The organism is Glycocaulis abyssi (genome assembly GCF_041429775.1).
GTDB lineage: Bacteria > Pseudomonadota > Alphaproteobacteria > Caulobacterales > Maricaulaceae > Glycocaulis > Glycocaulis abyssi.
In genome coordinates this window covers 1-17,496 of the sequence record NZ_CP163422.1, presented here as the reverse complement: position 1 = coordinate 17,496, position 17,496 = coordinate 1, and the positions used below count along the sequence as shown (strand labels likewise).

Annotated in this window: 16 protein-coding genes and 2 pseudogenes; 6 read left to right on the top strand and 12 right to left on the bottom strand. The window is 61.4% G+C overall.

Translation table 11 applies throughout. The features are described 5' to 3' along the window. The 7 genes and pseudogenes from AB6B38_RS14070 to AB6B38_RS14040 form a co-directional block, all read right to left on the bottom strand. Positions 1 to 438, bottom strand: a complete 438-nt coding sequence (locus AB6B38_RS14070) for a copper-binding protein (protein WP_371395210.1) — start codon at positions 436 to 438, stop codon at positions 1 to 3. Further along, a complete protein-coding gene (locus AB6B38_RS14065; RefSeq protein ID WP_371395209.1) occupies positions 435 to 3,632 on the bottom strand; it encodes an efflux RND transporter permease subunit in 3,198 nt (1,065 codons plus the stop codon). The genes AB6B38_RS14070 and AB6B38_RS14065 overlap by 4 nt, the downstream gene beginning before the upstream one ends. Further along, complete coding sequence (locus AB6B38_RS14060) at positions 3,622 to 5,307, bottom strand: efflux RND transporter periplasmic adaptor subunit (protein WP_371395208.1); 1,686 nt, start codon at positions 5,305 to 5,307, stop codon at positions 3,622 to 3,624. The genes AB6B38_RS14065 and AB6B38_RS14060 overlap by 11 nt, the downstream gene beginning before the upstream one ends. Positions 5,308 to 5,315: 8 nt before the next feature. Continuing rightward, on the bottom strand, positions 5,316 to 6,449 hold the full coding sequence (locus tag AB6B38_RS14055) for a TolC family protein (RefSeq protein WP_371395207.1): 1,134 nt from the start codon (positions 6,447 to 6,449) through the stop codon (positions 5,316 to 5,318). A gap of 127 nt (positions 6,450 to 6,576) precedes the next feature. Continuing rightward, positions 6,577 to 6,720, bottom strand: a complete 144-nt coding sequence (locus AB6B38_RS14050; RefSeq protein ID WP_371395206.1) for a hypothetical protein — start codon at positions 6,718 to 6,720, stop codon at positions 6,577 to 6,579. A 338-nt stretch (positions 6,721 to 7,058) separates the two neighbouring features. After that, a pseudogene (locus AB6B38_RS14045) lies at positions 7,059 to 7,355 on the bottom strand (Tn3 family transposase); the annotation flags it as partial. A 203-nt stretch (positions 7,356 to 7,558) separates the two neighbouring features. Continuing rightward, positions 7,559 to 7,909, bottom strand: coding sequence for a helix-turn-helix transcriptional regulator (locus tag AB6B38_RS14040; RefSeq protein WP_112313393.1), 351 nt, complete (start codon positions 7,907 to 7,909; stop codon positions 7,559 to 7,561). Between the two features lie 56 nt (positions 7,910 to 7,965). On the opposite strand from AB6B38_RS14040, the gene AB6B38_RS14035 reads away from it, so the two are divergent. From AB6B38_RS14035 to AB6B38_RS14025, 3 genes are all read left to right on the top strand, one after another. Continuing rightward, entirely contained in the window at positions 7,966 to 8,820 is an 855-nt protein-coding gene (locus AB6B38_RS14035) for a cation transporter (protein WP_371395205.1), read from the top strand. Further along, positions 8,817 to 9,326 (top strand): signal peptidase II, encoded by a 510-nt coding sequence (lspA, locus tag AB6B38_RS14030; protein WP_055296365.1) that lies wholly within the window; start codon positions 8,817 to 8,819, stop codon positions 9,324 to 9,326. Before AB6B38_RS14035 ends, lspA begins: the two co-directional genes overlap by 4 nt. A 102-nt stretch (positions 9,327 to 9,428) precedes the next feature. Next, positions 9,429 to 9,896, top strand: a complete 468-nt coding sequence (locus AB6B38_RS14025; protein ID WP_112313392.1) for a DUF411 domain-containing protein — start codon at positions 9,429 to 9,431, stop codon at positions 9,894 to 9,896. Between the two features lie 9 nt (positions 9,897 to 9,905). Here the strand turns inward: AB6B38_RS14025 and AB6B38_RS14020 are convergent. Continuing rightward, positions 9,906 to 10,492, bottom strand: a pseudogene (locus AB6B38_RS14020) (IS5 family transposase); the annotation flags it as partial. Between the two features lie 182 nt (positions 10,493 to 10,674). After that, positions 10,675 to 11,286, bottom strand: coding sequence for a recombinase family protein (locus tag AB6B38_RS14015; RefSeq protein ID WP_013496757.1), 612 nt, complete (start codon positions 11,284 to 11,286; stop codon positions 10,675 to 10,677). Positions 11,287 to 11,406: 120 nt separating this feature from the next. Between AB6B38_RS14015 and AB6B38_RS14010 the strand changes: the two genes are divergently transcribed. From AB6B38_RS14010 to AB6B38_RS14000, 3 genes are all read left to right on the top strand, one after another. Next, on the top strand, positions 11,407 to 14,289 hold the full coding sequence (locus AB6B38_RS14010) for a Tn3 family transposase (protein ID WP_371395204.1): 2,883 nt from the start codon (positions 11,407 to 11,409) through the stop codon (positions 14,287 to 14,289). Positions 14,290 to 14,350: 61 nt separating this feature from the next. Then, positions 14,351 to 14,815, top strand: a complete 465-nt coding sequence (locus tag AB6B38_RS14005) for a thermonuclease family protein (RefSeq protein WP_371395203.1) — start codon at positions 14,351 to 14,353, stop codon at positions 14,813 to 14,815. Further along, positions 14,799 to 15,437, top strand: a complete 639-nt coding sequence (locus AB6B38_RS14000; RefSeq protein WP_371395202.1) for a hypothetical protein — start codon at positions 14,799 to 14,801, stop codon at positions 15,435 to 15,437. The genes AB6B38_RS14005 and AB6B38_RS14000 overlap by 17 nt, the downstream gene beginning before the upstream one ends. A gap of 28 nt (positions 15,438 to 15,465) precedes the next feature. Here AB6B38_RS14000 and AB6B38_RS13995 read toward each other — a convergent pair whose 3' ends face one another. From AB6B38_RS13995 to repC, 3 genes are read right to left on the bottom strand one after another with little or no spacing between them, the layout of a single operon-like run. Further along, complete coding sequence (locus tag AB6B38_RS13995; RefSeq protein ID WP_371395201.1) at positions 15,466 to 15,813, bottom strand: hypothetical protein; 348 nt, start codon at positions 15,811 to 15,813, stop codon at positions 15,466 to 15,468. A 38-nt stretch (positions 15,814 to 15,851) separates the two neighbouring features. Beyond that, complete coding sequence (locus tag AB6B38_RS13990) at positions 15,852 to 16,082, bottom strand: hypothetical protein (protein WP_371395200.1); 231 nt, start codon at positions 16,080 to 16,082, stop codon at positions 15,852 to 15,854. 58 nt (positions 16,083 to 16,140) lie between these two features. After that, positions 16,141 to 17,496 carry a plasmid replication protein RepC gene (gene repC, locus AB6B38_RS13985; RefSeq protein WP_371395199.1) on the bottom strand — a complete coding sequence of 452 codons (1,356 nt, stop codon included), beginning with the start codon at positions 17,494 to 17,496 and terminating at the stop codon, positions 16,141 to 16,143.

Below are 17,496 nucleotides of genomic sequence, written 5' to 3'. Positions count from 1 at the left end.
CTACTGCGCGGGCTCCATGGCAACGATGCGGAACATGTTGTCCCGCCCCCGGCGCACGGTAAAACGCACTTCCTGGCCTACTTCGAACGCGGAAAGATCAACCTGGCGGGTAACCGGCAGGTCCATCGTCATTGCAGGCCAGCCGATTTCCGGCATGGGAGGGTGGGTCAGATTGACCGAGCCTGCCTCGATATCGACCGCATTGAGGACACCTGCCGCACTGGCTTCCAGCGCAGCGTCGGCCGTCATGCCTGCATGGTCCATCTCCTCATGATCCATGCCTTCGTGGTGCATCCCCTCGTGGCCGTTATGATCGTCATGAACGGCCAGGGCGCTTTCATAGTTACCGGCAGGGGGCTGCGTATCCTGCGGCGAGCAGGCAGCGGTGCCCAGAGCCAGCGGCGCGGCAAGAATGGCGAGCATTTGCAGTCGGGTCATCGGGATTCTCCATAGGCAGGTTGGGGTGCCGGGCTGTCCTCCGGCTCGGATACGGGCAACCGCCTCCGGGCGGCTTCCCAGACGAAATAGATCACCGGCAGCACGATCAGGGTCAGCACCGTCGTGGTGGCCATGCCGCCGACCATAGGCAGGGCGATCCGGCGCATCACGTCCGCGCCGAGGCCGTCGGTGAGGAATATCGGCGCAAGGCCGGCGAAAATGGTCAGCGCCGTCATCAGCTTGGGACGCAGGCGCAATACGGCGCCTTTCATGACTGCATCAAACAGGGCGGCGCGGGTCTTTGGCGGTGTCTCGCGCACCTGCTGGTCGAGGAAGATCAGCATCACGACAGCCGTTTCCACCGCGATACCGCCCAGCGCAATAAATCCGACGGCGACGGCGACCGAAAGCTGATAACCAGCCAGCCAGACCGACCACAATCCGCCGATCAATGCAAAGGGCAGGGAGGCCATGACGATCAGCGTCCGGTCCAGCCGCCCGAAATGCAGCATCAGAAGCACGAAAATGGTCAGCACGGCGGCGGGAATGGCGAAAGACAGCCGTTCGCGCGCTTGCAGCATCTGTTCGAACTGTCCCGACCAGCCGATGGCGTAGCCCGGCGGCAGGTCCACCCCGGCCGCCACCTCACGTCTGGCCTCGGCGACATAACCGGCCATGTCCCGGCCGGCGACATCGACGAATACCCAGCCTGTCAGGCGCGCATTTTCCGAGCGGATCATGGGTGGGCCGTCTGCGATGTGGACCGAGGCCAGTTCGCCCAGAGGAATATGAGCCCCTTGAGGGTTGGCGATCAGGACATCGTGCAGGGTCTGCACGTTTTCACGGAAAGGCCGGTCATAGCGCACCATGATCGTGTAGCGCTCGCGGCCCTGCACGCTTTCCGTAACTGGCATTCCCCCGAGCGCGGCCTGCACGACCATCTGGAAGCCACCCAGATCGATCCCGTGGCGGGCCAGCGCGCTGCGATCAGGCAGGATTTCGATATAACGCCCGCCCTGGGTGCGGTCTGCAAAGGCCGAGCGGGTTCCCGGCACGGTGCGCACCACATCCTCCACATCGCCAGCAATCCGGCCGATAGTGGCAAGGTCAGGCCCTGTGATCTTCACCCCCACAGGGGTGCGGATACCGGTTGTGATCATGTCCATGCGGATGCGGATCGGATAGCCCCAGGAATTGACCAGCCCGGGCAGTTGCACCCGCTCGTTCAGTTCCGCGATCAGCGCTTCCGGCGTGAGGCCTTCGCGCCATTGCGAGCGCGGCCGCAGGCGTATCCATGTCTCGATCATGGAGACGGGGGCGGGATCGGTGGCGGTGTCTGCGCGCCCCGCCTTGCCGAAGGCAAGCTCGACCTCGGGAACGGTCATGATGAGCCGGTTGGTCTGCGCGGTGATTTCACGCGCCCGCGAGATCGACACGCCGGGCAGGGTGGTCGGCATGTAGAGCAGATCGCCCTCATAAAGGGGCGGCATGAATTCGCCGCCAAGGCGCATCAGCGGGATGGCAGAACTGGCCAGCATCAGCACGGTCGCCGACAGGGTGATCCATTTCCATTTCAGCGCCATGGCCAGCGCGGGACGGTAGGCCGCCGCAAGGATGCGGTTCAGCGGATTGGCCATCTCGCGCCGTATGCGCCCGCGCACCAGCATCATCAGCAATACCGGCACCAGCGTGACCGACAGAGCCGCGGCGAACGCCATGGCGTAGGTCTTGGTGTAGGCGAGCGGCGAGAAGAGCCGGTAGCTCTGACCGGTAAGGGCAAAGACCGGCAGGAAAGACACGGTGATGATCAGGAGGGAGAAGAACAGGCCGGGCCCGACTTCCTGCGCGGCTTTCAGGCGCGCCGCATCGCGTTCGGCCCGGCTCGCATCCGGCGGCAGTTCCGCCAGCCGCCGGTTGGCGTTCTCGACCATCACTATGGAGGCGTCCACCATGGCCCCGATGGCGATCGCGATGCCCCCCAGCGACATGATATTGGCGGTGACGCCCTGCATCTGCATGACGATGAACGCCGCCAGCACGCCCAAGGGGAGGGTGATGACCGCGACGAAGGCCGAGCGTACATGCAGGAGGAAGATCAGCACCACCAGGGCGACAGCGATACCTTCCTCAATGAGTTTGTGGCGCAGATAGCGGACCGCGCCTTCGATAAGGGGCGCCCGGTCATAGACGGAAACGATCTCCACACCGGCCGGAAGGCCAGCCTGGAGTTCATCAAGGCGCTCGCGCACCCCCTGAATGACGGTCAGCGCATTCTCGCTGGCGCGCATCACGACGATCCCGGCAACAACTTCGCCTTCGCCGTTCAGTTCCGCGACGCCCCGCCTGAGGGCCGGACCCTCCACGACGCGCCCGACATCGCCTAGCAGGACCGGCGTACCCTCCCTGGCCAGTATGACGACCTGTTCCAGCTCGTCCCGCCGGGAGACATAGCCGTGCGAGCGCACGAAGAATTCCGTCTCGGCCTGTTCGACGATACGTCCGCTCGTCTCCATGGAGGAGGCCCGTACCGCCTCGATCACGCGGCTTAAGGGTATATCGTAGGCGCGCAGCCGGTTCGGATTGACCAGTACCTGGTATTCGCGCTGGAAACCGCCCACCGATGCCACTTCGGCAACGCCGGGCAGGGCGGCCAGCTCAAATCGCAGGAACCAGTCCTGCAAGGCGCGCAGATCGGCCAGATCGTGTGTCCCTGAGCGGTCCACCAGCGCATACTGGTAGACCCAGCCCACACCGGTGGCGTCCGGTCCGATCTGCGGGGTGGCCGCCTCGGGCAACTGCCCCTGAATCCGTGAAAGCGCCTCGACCACACGGGCCCGGGCCCAGTACTGGTCCACGCCGTCTTCGAACACGACATAGATGAAGGACGAGCCGAACATCGAAAAGCCGCGCACATCGCGGGTCCGTGGCTGGCCCAGCAGCGCGGAGGCCAGCGGATAGGTGACAAGATCCTCCACCACTTGCGGGCTCTGGCCCGGGAAATCGGTGCGGATGATCACCTGGGTGTCCGACATGTCCGGTATCGCGTCGAGCGGGATGTTGTCGACGGCGCGCAGCCCGGCGGCCAGCAGTGCCACAGCCCCGATCAGCACCAGAATCCGGTTGTTTACCGACCAGGCGATCAGGCGCGCCACCCAGCTGCGCGAAGGGTCGTGCAGTTCGTGTTCAGTGGACATGGCCAGCATCCGGCCTTTCCGGCGTCTCGCGCGAACGGGCGTCTTCGGCTTCCGCACGCCGGTGGGACAGGTCAGGCCATGGCGTGGCCTGCACAGGCCCGGCGCCATACGGGTTGCGGGGTGCGGTGCCCAGTTGCAGCCAGCTGCGGCCGCTCTCTTCATCGGTGAGGTAGACCAGCCCGGCCTCGCGGTAATGCTCCGGCCGGCCCTCCATCAGCCACGGGTCCAGCGCACCTACCAGGCTTGCAAGTGCGTCCTGCAACCCGCTTTCAGTGCGTGACTGTTGCGCCGCCTGAAGCGGCGGGCGCGCGGCTTCCATCACGGCTGCCAGTGGTGTCTGCGCCCAGCGCTCCTCGATATGGCGGGCCGCGTCCAGCGCCGGATCGAGAAATCCCGGCTGGATGTCGAAACCGTCCACCAGAGCCTCGTGCAGGTAGAGGGCGGCATCAACGACATGGTCGACCACTGCCTGTTCGGACTGTGACAGCGTGACCAGCGCCAGGGGCAGGGCGGCATGTTGCAGCCGCCGGAAGGATTCGCGCAGGCTGCTTTCGGAATCGATCAGGAACTGGCCGGAAACCACCACCATCTCGCCCGCATCCACTCCGGTGAGGATTTCGGTGCGGCCGCCCGCCGTCAGCCCGGTTTCGGCACGGCGCGGCTGGAAACGCCCTTCGCCCAGCGAGACGACAATCCACGATCCCGTGCCGTCCATCAGCACGGCCTCGGAAGGAACCGAGAGCCGCCGCGTCTGATCTGCCTCGAAGACCACATCGGCAAACGCGCCGGGCCGCAGCGTGCCATCCGGGTTGGGCACGATCAGGCGCACCTGGCCGGTGCGCGTGCGGGTGTCCACGGTCGGATAGATATAGTCCACGGCGAGGGACAGTGTTTCCCCCGGCCGGGCAGGGAGCGTTACCTGTGCCGGTGTACCCTCACGCAGGAAGGGCAGGTCCTGTTCGGACACCGACACTATCAGCCAGACCTGGCTGTAATCCTGCACGGTCATGATCGCCGCGCCGGGTCCGGCATACTGTCCCTCGGCCACGGCAATATCCGACACCCGGCCCGCCGCCTGCGCATAGACCGGGATGGCGTGCAGGGCTTCGCTGCGCGTACGCAGGCGCGCCATGACCTCGGGCTGCACGCCGAGGGAGCGCAGGCGGCGTTCGGCAGCATCGGCCCGCCTTCCGCCCGCCGCGCGCGCGGCGAAATAGTCCTGCTGGGCGGAAACCAGTTCAGGGCTGTAGAGGGTAAAGAGCCGGTCGCCCGGCGCCACGGGATCGCCCACGGCACGGATATCGAGGGTTTCTATCCAGCCTGCCACCCGGCTGGACACGGCATGCCTGGCCCTTTCATCCGGCGTCACGGCGGCGAAACTGCGCATCTGCCGGCCAAACAGGGCCTCTTCAGCCGGTGCAATGCGCACCCCCATGGTCTGGATGGTTTCGGCCGGAACCCGCACCGTCATGCGTTCATGGCCCTCTGCCGCCATATCAGCGTCCGCCTCGCCGGTCTCCATGGGGACCAGATCCATGCCACAGATCGGGCAGGTGCCGGGATCGGACGCGATATAGTGCGGGTGCATCGGGCAGGTATAATGCTGCTCCTGCGCGATAGCGGCCGGCGGGGCGGACAGGCTGATAGCCGCCACTACCAGGACGAAAAGGGCCATCAGCGATTTCATAATTCACCTGCCACAAGGCCATGCATGCGTGCCGCCGCGCGGTCTGCGGCCAGACGCTGTTCCAGAAGACGGATGCGCAGCTCCGTCTGGGTGATACGTGTATTTATGAGAGGCAGAAGGCTGCTATCCCCGGCCTCGTAACGCCTGCTGGCGGCGGCCAGGGCTGCGTCCAGCGCCGTGTGGCGCGCTTCCAGTGCCGCGATGGACCGCGTCGCGGCAGCGTAATCGGCGGCGGCAGCGCGGAACGCGTCGGCAGACACACGCGCCGCATCGGCGAGGCGCAGGCGGGACGCTTCGGTATTGATGCGGGCTGCCTCCAGCCGCGGGGTCTGGTTCCAGCGCGACCAGAGCGGCACCGATACCATCAGCTGCGCGCTGACCATGTCATCTGCGCGCATGCCTGGGGCGCCTTCGCGGTTCATATAGCTGAGGCTGACGCTGTAGATCGGGTCGAATTCGCGCTCGCGTACCGACACGCCGGCCTCGGCAGCCTGTACGACTGCCTGGGCCACGCGCACGGCGTGGAACACGGTCTCGCCGGTTTCCGCAGCGGGGGGAGGAATGGGTGAAACGGGGGGAGGGGTACGCACCTCTCCCACCAGGCGGGTCAGCACGCTCAGGGCCTGTGTACTTTGCCGGGTTACGTCCGCACGCCGCTGGTCGATGGCCGCGCGCTCCCCGTCGGTCTCGGCCAGTTCGGCAAAGAGCGCGTCTCCGGCATCGATGCGGCCGCTGAGATAGGCCTCGCGCTCATCCAGAAGGGCGAGTTGCGCGTCCAGCAGACCCTCCAGCGCCCCAGCCATCTCATATTCGGCCAGAGCAGACAGAAGCTCTCCTGCCAATTGGGCCCGCAGGGCCTCTCGCCGGACCAGGACCAGCCGCGCGGCGGCCTGCTCAACATCGGCCCTGGCACCGCGAAGGCCCCGACCCGGAATGTCCTGCGACACCATCACGGAACGCGAACTCATGTCCGAAGTGTCGAAACGCAGCGGCGCATTGACCGGAACGTTTTCCACCGCGGCGCCAATCCGGGGATTGGGCAGGCCCATCGCGCCCTCAGCCATGGCCTCTGCCGCGCGGGATTCAGCGGTATAGGCCTGCAGGGCAGGGTGTGCGTCCAGCTGCACCATCAACTCCTGCACCGCTGGAGTGGACAAAGGAGCTGCCTGCATATGGGCGGCAATGAGGATGGATAAGAGGAGCATGACGGCACAGAGGTAACGAACGGGGTTGCCGCCGTGTTACGCCGCTAACCGATCATTCCCTCAAAATGCATCCAAAAGCTTGCGTATATCCGGCTGATTGAGGCGACTCTTTCAGGCTCAGGCGCCCGGCCTTCACATCGTCAAGGATTTCGGCGCGCTGCAGTTCTTTCCGGCTCACGTCAAACACATCCAGCATCGTTAGGGCCTCCTCCAAATGACCGCGCGGGAGGAGGCTAGCGTGCAAGATTTCTATGCGGCACAGATGCAAGATTACTACTTTGCGCTTACACCGGGCCGTCGCATAATAAACGTTATGAGAAATATAGTTTGCTTTTTTATTGTGCCTCATGATGTTTTAACAAGTTACGGATCATATACGCAAGCGGGTTGCGATATGGCAGGAAAAACTATGAACAGGATGATCAGACTGTCCCGCAGGCGGAGGTTTCAGACGATGGCGATTGTGGCACTGGCGTTGGCAACACTAGGGGTCTGATGCCGGAGAGTGCAGAATACTACGCTAAGGTGGTTTGATCATCTTTTGGGCCACCTGTATTCGCCAGTGAGCAGGATGTGGGCCCATCCGAGGGGTGAGATATGCGCTAGCAGGTCGGGTGAGCAATCCAACCCATTACGGCGGCGGATGGCGACAGCCTGACCGAGGTGCTTGGTGTTCCAGTAGATAATGATGGTGGTGAGCAGGTTCAGCCCGGCCATCCTGAAATGTTGGCCTTCGGTTGTCCGGTCGCGAATTTCACCTTGGCGGCCAATACGCAGCGCATTCTTGAGGGCGTGATGGGCTTCGCCCTTGTTCAGGCCGATCTGGGCGCGACCCGCTATGACCGATGCCCCAAGGTGTTCCTCTCAGCCATCGCCCTCGCGGCTCTCGTCATCTATTGGTTATGAATCCTGACCCTAGAAAAGGTCGCAGTGGCACTAGATGTCGATGCAGTGGAGTTGCTGCGTCCGTTGATCGACTAAATTATTGCGATCCAAACCTTTCATGGAATCCAAGCACACACGCAAAGGACCGTTTATTCCCCGCAATAATTGTCACACGCCTCAACACCCTCTGCGACCACATCGAGAAGGGCGTCCACGTCATTCAAAAGAGCTGTAATACGCGGACTGCTGATACGGTAGCGGATGAAGCGTCCATCGCGGTCGCTGGCGACAAGCCCACAATCCAAAAGACATCGGAGATGGTTGGAGACGTTTGATTGCGATAATTCCGTGCGCGTCACGATCTCGTGAACGGCCAACGGCGCTTCGCACAAGGCGTCCAGAATCGCGAGACGGCTTGGGTCCGCAAAGCCGCGAAACAGCTTCGCTCTTCGCTCGATGGCGGTGGCCCCGGTGTTGCGGTCGGCGACAACCTGGTCCATATCATTCCTCACTGATATGTTGTTTCTTGATTCACCCTAGCAGGAGTATTGCACCCATGGCCAACGCTGATAGCACCGGTTCGGCGGCAGATATCCCATCCTTCCGTTACCGCGTCTCCGGCATGGATTGCGCGAAGGATGCCGCGCAGATTGAACGGGCGGCGCAATCTGCAGGGGTCGCGCCCGATGAGGTGAAGGTGTCGGCGGCGACCCATATCATGACTCTGAAAGCCCCTGAAGCAAGCCTGCTGGAGATCGAAAAAGCCGTTGAGACAACGGGATATGGGTTCGACCGCATCGAGAGCGACGAGGACCTTCAGCAAAGTGCGGCCCATCAGGACCCGGGCTACCGCCGCGCGCTCTGGATCGTCGTGATTCTAAATGTCGGTTACGGCGTTCTGGAAATGATTGGTGGGTTTATTGCCGGGTCACAGGCGGTGAAGGCCGACGCGCTGGATTTTATTGGTGATGGCGCGATCACCTTCCTCGGCCTGCTGGCCATCGGTTGGAGTCTTCTCTGGCGGGCGCGGTCGGCCCTGATCCAAGGCATCTTCCTTGCCCTGCTCGGTCTTGGCGTCTTTGGGACAACCATCATGCGGGCATTCGAGCCGACAACCCCAGACGCCACGCTGATGGGGCTTCTGGGCCTGATTGCTCTTGTGATCAATGTCATCTCCGTGCTGCCGTTGCTGCAGTACCGGAAGGGGGACGCGAACATGCGTGCCGTCTGGCTGTTCTCGCGCAACGACGCCATTGGCAATGCGGCAGTCGTTGTCGCGGCCGGTCTGGTGGTTTGGCTGGGTAGCGCGTGGCCCGACCTCATTGTCGCCTTCGGCATCGCCGGGTTATTCCTGCATTCTTCCTGGGCGATCATCCGCGATGCGCGGGCCGATCTGAAGGCGGTGGCATGAACAGCCGCGTTCTCGGTGGGCTTTGCGCCATCGCCGCGTTTGGTGTTGATCAGGGCACCAAGGCTCTTGCCCTGAACTCCCCGGCGCTTGAGAACGGGGTCGAGGTTCTGCCCTTTCTCAACCTCGTGCGGGTTTTGAACGATGGGGTCAGCTTCGGTATGCTCGGCGGGGTCGTACCCTGGTGGGGTCTGGTCGCACTTGCTGCCGTGGTCGTGGCATGGCTGCTGATCTGGCTGTGGAAGGCTCCGGACAGGCTGACAGGTGCGGCGCTCGGTCTGATCATCGGAGGCGCGCTTGGCAATATCCTTGATCGTCTGCGCTATCAGGCGGTCCCTGACTTTCTGGATTTTCATTTCGGAACATACCACTGGCCGTCCTTCAACCTCGCTGACGTGGCGATTTTCTGTGGGGTGGCACTGCTGTTCTGGGACGGCTTTCGCGCGACGAAAGGTAAGCCGGGACATCAGGTACAAGACCAACGCGAGGGAAATATCACGGGGAGATAAACGATGTCCGGCATACCATCCGCAAAGGGCTTCGACAGCACGTTCGCCCAACTGCGCAACCCAAGGCCCGCACAAGACATGCCATCCAAAAGGAGAAATGCGATGCACATAACGCGCCGCCAAATTTTGACCGCCGTCGCTGGCATTGCCAGCGCCGCGCCGCTTGCGGCATTTGCGCAAGTTGCACCAACAATCCACGTTCTCAAAGACCCTAATTGCGGCTGCTGTCGCGCCTGGGTCGCCATTCTTAGGCAGGAGGGCTTTCGCGTCACCGAGGAGCGGAGCTTTGGGACTCTTATGATGCGTCACAAGCTGGACAACGGCATCCCGCAAAGAATGATATCGTGCCACACGGGCGAGATTGAGGGTTACATGATCGAAGGGCACGTGCCGGTCGCCGACATCCGCCGCCTGTTGGCTGAACGGCCAGATGCTGTCGGTCTCGCTGTTCCTGGCATGCCCTATGGGTCGCCTGGAATGGGCCCAGAAGATCAGCGTGAAGCTTATGATGTGTTCTTGATCCGCCGGGATGGTAGCAGCGAGGTCTTTACGAGCTATTCCGCAGCTTAGGGTCAGGATTCATAACCAGTAGATGACGAGGGCGGCGAGGGCGATCGCCGAAAGGAAGACCTTCGGGCACCGGTCATATCGGGTGGCGACACGCCTCCAGTCTTTGAGTCTTCCGAACATGATCTCGATGCGATTGCGCCGCTTGTATCGGCGCTTATCGTATTTGACCGGTGTCTTGCGTTTCTTCCGGCCTGGGATACAGGCGCGTATCCCCTTGTCCTGCAAAGCTTCTCTGAACCAGTCAGCATCGTAGCCCCGATCCCCGAGCAGCCATTTGACGTTTGGCAGGCCGCTGAGCAATGCGCGTGCGCCGATGTAATCGCTGACCTGTCCGGCGGTGACGAACAGGTCGATCGGTTGTCCCTGACTGTCGCAGATGGCATGCAGCTTGGTGTTCATGCCGCCTTTGGTTCGACCGATCAGACGACCACGCCCCCCTTTTTCGCGGCCATGCTGGTCGCCGTTCGATGGGCCTTGAGATATGTCGCGTCGATCATCACGGTCTTCTCTTCGCCGTGCTCAGCGGCCAGACCTGCCATCATCCGGGCGAAGATGCCTTTCTCGCTCCACCGCTTCCACCGGCTGTAGAGCGTTCTCTGATTGCGGCCTCGTCAAGCGTGGGGTTGTGTCCGTCCGGGGTCATGGTTCTCTCCGAGGTCGCATTGAGCGCCTCATGATGGTTTTCGGCGGTGGATCGTCTCCAATGTCTTGTGCGGGGTGTGGCGCCTAGCCATCCCATGCTCTAGGGGTCTGATGCCGGAGAGTGCAGAATCCTACGCTAAGCGCTGAGAACCCGTTTCCCGTAATCGCGTAGATTGCCGTTCGGGTCGACATATCGGTAGAGTGTGACCGGTTTGACCCCCAATTCCTTACAGAGTTCTGAAACCGATGTGTCGCGGCTAGCCATTGCGGCCTGAGCCATGCGGACCTGCGCTTTCGTCAGCGCAAACTTTCTTCCTCCCTTTCGGCCGCGCGCGCGGGCGGCTTGGAGCCCCGCCATCGTGCGTTCGCGGATCAACTCGCTTTCAAATTCGGCAAGCGCAGCAAAGATGCCGAATGAAAGCCTTCCAGCCGCAGTCGTTGTGTCAATCTGCGCCCCTTGCCCGGTGAGAACTTTGAGGCCAACGCCACGCTCGGACAGCATGCTGACGGTTTTGACAAGGTGGTGGAGGCTGCGCCCCAAGCGGTCGAGCTTCCACACGATCAGCACATCCCCCTCACGCAATGCTTTGAGGCAGGCCTCCAGACCGGATCGGTCATCCTTCTTGCCGGACGCCAGATCTGAGTAGATCTGGTCCTCCTCGACGCCGGACGCGATCAATGCATCTCGTTGCAAGTCGAGGGACTGGCTGCCGTCAGCTTTCGAAACCCGCGCATAGCCGATCAGCATGTTTCACAAACGTTCGTTTGAGGTGTTCTGGAAAGCGGCGCGCTTTCGGCCATCCGAACAATTCCTTATTCAATATCTTAATCATCAATACGCAAACCATATGTAGAAAGCAAAAGAAATATGGCGCATCGTACTATCCTCACCGAGCGTCAGCGCTCAGTACTTTTTGATCTTCCGATCGATGAAACGGCGATGTTGCGCCACTACATCCTTGCGGACGACGATCTGGAAATCATCCGCGCCCGCCGCCGCCCCCACAATCGTTTTGGGTTTGCTCTCCAGCTTTGCGCATTGCGCTATCCCGGTCGGTTGTTGACCCCGGGCGAGGTCATTCCAATGGAGATCACGCGCTTCCTGGCAGCGCAACTTGGGCTGAAGTCAGACGATCTGGCTGGATATGCAAGCCGCGAAGAAACGCGTCATGAACACCTGGCGGCCCTGCGGGATCTCTATGGCTACAAGATGTTCACTGGCCGAGGGTCGCGCGACCTGAAGGCCTGGCTGGAGAGAACAGCCGAAACCGCCCGATCGAACGAGGATTTGGCGCGGCGTTTCGTGGAACAATGCCGGGCGACCCAGACCATACTACCGGGGATCACGGTTATCGAACGCCTTTGCGCGGATGCACTCGTTGCTGCAGAGCGACGGATCGACGCTCGGATTGCCGACCGGCTGGATGATGAGATGTGCAGCCGACTTGACGCCTTGCTGACGGAAACGGCGGACAGTTCTGTCACCCGCTTTGTCTGGCTGCGCCAGTTTGAGGTGGGCCAGAACTCGGCGGACATGAACCGGCTGCTCGACCGGTTGGAATTCTTGCAGGCCATGGCCGTGGACAGAAGCATCCTGTCGGGTGTGCCACCCCACCGTATCGCGCGCCTCCGAAGGCAAGGGGAACGATATTTCGCAGGAGATCTGCGGGATATTTCAGGCGACCGCCGCCTTGCCATCCTCGCAGTTTGCGCTTTGGAATGGCGCAGTGCCATTGCCGATGCTGTGGTCGAAAGCCATGACCGGATTGTGGGGAAGACGTGGCGTGAGGCGAAACGCGTATGCGATGCTCGGGCAGATGACGCCAAGGCTGCTTTGAAAGACACCTTGCAGGGCTTCTCAAATTTTGGATCAGCTCTGCTGGAAGCATATGAAGATCAGGCCTCCCTGATGGAGGCCGTCCAAAACGCCGGAGGCTGGTCATCGCTGAGGGGGCTTGTTTCCACCGCCGCCCAACTGACCGACACATTGGCGGCTGATCCACTGGCACATGTTGTTCACGGGTATCATCGCTTCCGACGCTATGCGCCGCGCATGCTCCGGGCGCTCGATATTCAGGCGGCCCCGGTGGCCGAACCGTTGCTTGCCGCCGCCGACATCGTCGCGGGTACGGAAACGACAACTACCCGGCCACTGACCTTTCTGCGCCGGGCTTCGAAATGGCATCGACACTTGAATCACGACGATGGGAACCGGCTTTGGGAGGTGGCGGTCCTGTGCCACCTACGCGACGCATTCCGTGCCGGCGACATCTGGCTCGCACATTCCCGCCGGTATGGTGATCTCAAGGACGCGCTGGTTCCGACGGAAGTTGCCAGGGCCACGCCAAAACTGGCCATGCCGTTTGAACCGGAGCTCTGGCTCGCGGATCGAAAATCTCGCCTAGCAGATGGCTTGGAACGACTGGCCCGCGCCGCCAGGGCGGGTGCCATTCCGGGAGGTTCTATCGAAGATGGCGTGCTCAAGATCGACCGTCTGACGGCCGCTGTCCCCGAAGAGGCCGATGCCATGGTGCTCGATCTCTACAACCGCCTGCCAGAGATCAGGATCACAGACCTCCTGCTCGAAGTGGATGACGAGATCGGCTTTACCGAGGCCTTCACCCATCTGCGCACCGGCGTTCCATGCAAAGACAGGGTCGGCATGTTGAACGTGCTGCTGGCTGAGGGGCTGAACCTTGGCCTCAGCAAAATGGCTGGGGCCACGAACACCCATGATTATTTCCAGCTCTCGCGCTTGTCGCGCTGGCATGTGGAAAGCGAGGCGATGGCACGCGCCTTGGCCATGGTGATCGAAGGTCAATCTGCCTTGCCGATGGCCCGGTTTTGGGGCGCAGGGCAGACCGCTTCGAGCGACGGGCAATTCTTCCCGACCACGCGCCAGGGCGAGGCGATGAACCTGATCAACGCCAAATACGGCCATGAACCCGGTCTGAAAGCCTATACCCATGTCTCTGACCAGTTCGGCCCTTTCGCCACCCAGACCATCCCGGCCACGGTGAACGAGGCCCCTTACATCCTGGACGGCCTGTTGATGACAGACGCAGGTCAGAAAATCCGCGAACAGTATGCCGACACGGTCGGCTTTACCGACCACGTCTTCGCCGTCACTGCCCTTCTGGGCTTTCAGTTCATCCCCCGCATCCGGGATCTGCCATCCAAGCGCCTCTACCTCTTCAATCCGGCATCCTGCCCGAAAGAATTGAAGGGGTTGATCGGCGGCAAGGTCAGGGAACCTGTCATCAGCTCGAACTGGCCCGACATCCTACGCGCAGCGGCCACCATGGTGGCGGGCGCGATGCCGCCAAGCCAACTCTTGCGAAAATTCGCTGCATATCCCCGACAGCATGAACTTGCGGTCGCATTGCGCGAAATCGGCCGGATCGAACGGACGCTGTTCATCATCGATTGGCTGCTGGATGCCGACATGCAACGCCGTGCCCAAATCGGCCTGAATAAGGGCGAAGCGCATCATGCGCTGAAAAACGCCCTGCGCATAGGGCGCCAAGGTGAAATCCGTGATCGAACAGCCCAAGGCCAGCACTTCCGAATGGCCGGGCTGAACCTCCTCGCCGCCATCATCATTTACTGGAACACCAGACATCTCGGTCACGCTGTCGATAGTCGCCGCAGTGATGGTTTGGACTGCTCAGCAAACCTTCTGGCGCATATTTCACCCCTCGGGTGGGCGCACATCCTTCTCACCGGTGAATACAGGTGGCCCAAAAGATGACCAAACGGCCTTAGCGTAGGATTCTGCACTCTCCGGCATCAGACCCCCACTACTGGCCGGCATGATGGGGCTGGAGGCGACAGACGCGAATGGTGGTGGACCAGCGAGCATCAATGTCCGGGTGATCGATGGCGACACGATCGTACTCGATGGTGAAAGGATCCGGATCGTAGGCATGGACGCCTGCGAGCTGGGTCAGACGATGATCTTGGACGGCCGCCAATGGGATTGTGGCGAAGCCGGCCGGATCCGCATGGTCCAACTGATTGGATCGAGTGCGGTCCGGTGTGATTGCGAACGCCGCGACGTGTATGGCCGAAGGGTCGCACGATGCTTTGTTGGAGAGCTGGATCTCGGCCGTCAGCTGGTGGCTGAAGGTCTGGCTGTAGTCTACCGGTTTCGCGGAAGGCCGACGGCGCCTGAGCTTGTAGCGGTCGAGGCTGAAGCCCGGCGTGCCGGTGTCGGAATCTGGTCGGCCGACGAAATCATTGATCCAGGAGCGCACCGGCGTGGCGGGAGGAATTGAAGACGTGCTGGGTACGAAGAAGCTCGACTGGAATATCGCGAGCATGCTCCCCTTCGCTGATGAAGGGTTTGATTGCGAGTATTATCTCAAACACGCGGAAGGCCTGATCTGGCAGGGCAAAGGCTTCGAGCACTTCCCCGTCCAGTTCATTAGCGATGAAACGCATGACGTTCTCAGGGCCGGATATTTCGGTGACTACGAATATCAGTGGCGTGTGGATCCGGAAGCCGAAAAAGGCTGGGAAATCCGGGTCTGGGCTTACAATGAAGTCTTTGAGCGGGCGATCTCCCATCCGGAGGAAGCCTATGCTTTTTACACTCGGGTGAAGAGCTGGCTTGATTATGTGGAGGCACGCGCCTGTGCGGTCATCGACACGCCGGATGGAAAGGTGGTGGAAAATACCGGCAATCTGATCATCGCTCAGTTCGTATATCTATATAATTACAGGGGTTATCCGGAAGTCAGCGCCCGCAATTACATCCACAATATGACGTACTCGAAGCTGCGCGAGAGTTGGGAAGAGGTCCGTTTTCTGGCGCCTGACGACGATCTGAAATCGGTGCGGCCGGAAGATCTGCGCGAAGGCCCGTGGATCGTGCCCCCTCGCCCCGATCCCACTTAAAACTGGTAGTGATGCGCGAAGAGTTTGGTCAGCTGGCGTGCGCCAGACGGTCATTGTGCAGTCGCGTGTCGATAAATCGTGCGATCTGATCGACGCCCAACGCGCCATTTCGAGCATTCTCGACCAGAAGTACGGCCTCGGCTTCACTGATGTCCCATCCCTGCCGGTTCACGCGCAAGAAGCTTGCGGCGAGCACTAGAGCGAGTGGCGCCACCAGCTGGGGAGCCAGCGGAGAGGCCAGTACGTCAATCATCAGCAAGGACGCGGCCTTGTGCGGCTGCCCAGGATGGTGAGCGTGCCTGTCGGCAATAGCCTTGAGGGCCTGCATATCGGACCAGCCACAGGTTTGCCCGGTCTGACCTGCGATCTGGAGCATGCTAGCGGTCATGGCCGTTCGAGAGAGAGGCAGCGTGCTCATGTTCCCAGAGCCCTTATGGCGTTGCGAAACTCGGTGCCGGACCGACGGGCCGCTTCAACCTGGGCATTGAAATCGGGATCGGAGGCGGTAAGCAGGAGCTGGCTCTCATTCAGGCGAATGCCTGTCAGCGTATCGCCGGGCCGGATTCCGAGGCTGTCGGCCAGATCGGCCGAGAGTTCGACACTGACGCCGGCGGACGCTTGCGACACTGTGCATTTCTCGATCATCGTCTCTGCTCCGATTGCGTGTACGATTTGTAAGTTGCGGTAAAAACGTGAAGATTGACTAACCGGGCCGCTGGTCCTTAGTCAGCAGGGCGTGGATTTTCGGTCCGAGATCGAGAACGCCGCGATTTTTGGCCTGACGCGTAAGCCAGACGCAATATCCGGCCGGTGATTCCACAATATTTCCGCCGCCACGTGCGCCGCGGAGGAATTTCTCACCAATCACGGCCAGTGCGACGGCGGCCGGGCGTTCGCCAAGCGTCGTGATCATCATGGACCAGGCAGACGGGCTGAGGCCGTAGAGCGAGCGATACTGGTCGCAATGGTCGATCAGATCGTCCCATTCAGGATCGGCCTGCAGGCCCGAGCAGAAGCTGGGGCAGGCTGTAGCGACGAGCTGGGCCGTGATTTTATATTTTTCAAGATGCTGGTGCGCGCCAAAGGGTGTTATTCCGAATGAATGGCCAGAATCCCCTTCCCTCGCCCTCTCCGCTCGCTCTGCGGGAGCCTGTCTGGGCTCGTCAGTTCCGGCAACGCCACTTTCTGGTGGCATCACAGTATCTTCATTTGAAGATTGAAGGGTAGTTGTTGTTTCTAGGGTGCAATCGGCTGCACCCTTGGGCGCAGTATTATCGGGCTTGTTGTCGCTCTGGGCCTTGGGGCGGAGCGCTTTGACCAGAACCTTGCGGATTTTCGCTTCCAGGGCTTGCAAGGCTTGCTTGGCGAGCCGGAGGGCATTGAGGGCGATACGCTTCAGGGAAATGGTCTCTGAGATGGTCCGAAGCTCGTCATAGAGCGTGTTCCAGTCCGCTGCAGCGCTGTTCTGGCTGGCCGCCGTGCGCAGATATTCTGTCAGGTGCGCGATCGTCACCTTGAGTGTCCGGCGAAGCCGGCCGCGCTCTTTACGTTCATCACGTGCGTTTCGGGCCATTTCGACGAGCTCGTCGGCGCGTGCGGCCAGCGGGCGAAGATCGATGCCGAAAGCCATCACGATGCGCCCATCGAGGCCGCGATGTCCGAAGCGCTTACGCGACGAATGATCGATATGCGTGATCAGGTTCGCACGTGAGAGCGCTCGCAGCTGGTATTGCAAGGCCCGCTCGGAACAGTCGAGGCGCTCCATGAGGTACTCGTTGGACGGCCATACGGTGATGGGTCCGCCCTGCCAGTCGCAATCATGGGAGAGATCGATCAGCTCAAGGAGTAATTCCCAGGCGAGCGGTGCCAGGTTGAGTTTCCGATTCAGAGCGCTCCTGAACCATTTCACCTCATTGCGCATTTCCAGCCGGGAGATCCGGGCCGGTTTATCGTCATAGCGGGTGACGAGTTCCTCGTTGACAAGATCCTCGGGGAATTTGCGGCGAAAGCCCGTCTTCTCGGACAAGGAAAGCGCCGTTGCCTGTTGGCCGTAAGCCAT

Coding starts and splice junctions, on each gene's coding strand:
- AB6B38_RS14070 (WP_371395210.1), bottom strand. CDS start 438: ATGACCCGACTGCAAATGCTCGCCATTCTTGCCGCGCCGCTGGCTCTG.
- AB6B38_RS14065 (WP_371395209.1), bottom strand. CDS start 3,632: ATGTCCACTGAACACGAACTGCACGACCCTTCGCGCAGCTGGGTGGCG.
- AB6B38_RS14060 (WP_371395208.1), bottom strand. CDS start 5,307: ATGGCCCTTTTCGTCCTGGTAGTGGCGGCTATCAGCCTGTCCGCCCCG.
- AB6B38_RS14055 (WP_371395207.1), bottom strand. CDS start 6,449: ATGGTGCAGCTGGACGCACACCCTGCCCTGCAGGCCTATACCGCTGAA.
- AB6B38_RS14050 (WP_371395206.1), bottom strand. CDS start 6,720: ATGCTGGATGTGTTTGACGTGAGCCGGAAAGAACTGCAGCGCGCCGAA.
- AB6B38_RS14040 (WP_112313393.1), bottom strand. CDS start 7,909: ATGGACCAGGTTGTCGCCGACCGCAACACCGGGGCCACCGCCATCGAG.
- AB6B38_RS14035 (WP_371395205.1), top strand. CDS start 7,966: ATGGCCAACGCTGATAGCACCGGTTCGGCGGCAGATATCCCATCCTTC.
- lspA (WP_055296365.1), top strand. CDS start 8,817: ATGAACAGCCGCGTTCTCGGTGGGCTTTGCGCCATCGCCGCGTTTGGT.
- AB6B38_RS14025 (WP_112313392.1), top strand. CDS start 9,429: ATGCACATAACGCGCCGCCAAATTTTGACCGCCGTCGCTGGCATTGCC.
- AB6B38_RS14015 (WP_013496757.1), bottom strand. CDS start 11,286: ATGCTGATCGGCTATGCGCGGGTTTCGAAAGCTGACGGCAGCCAGTCC.
- AB6B38_RS14010 (WP_371395204.1), top strand. CDS start 11,407: ATGGCGCATCGTACTATCCTCACCGAGCGTCAGCGCTCAGTACTTTTT.
- AB6B38_RS14005 (WP_371395203.1), top strand. CDS start 14,351: ATGATGGGGCTGGAGGCGACAGACGCGAATGGTGGTGGACCAGCGAGC.
- AB6B38_RS13995 (WP_371395201.1), bottom strand. CDS start 15,813: ATGCTCCAGATCGCAGGTCAGACCGGGCAAACCTGTGGCTGGTCCGAT.
- AB6B38_RS13990 (WP_371395200.1), bottom strand. CDS start 16,082: ATGATCGAGAAATGCACAGTGTCGCAAGCGTCCGCCGGCGTCAGTGTC.
- repC (WP_371395199.1), bottom strand. CDS start 17,496: ATGGCTTACGGCCAACAGGCAACGGCGCTTTCCTTGTCCGAGAAGACG.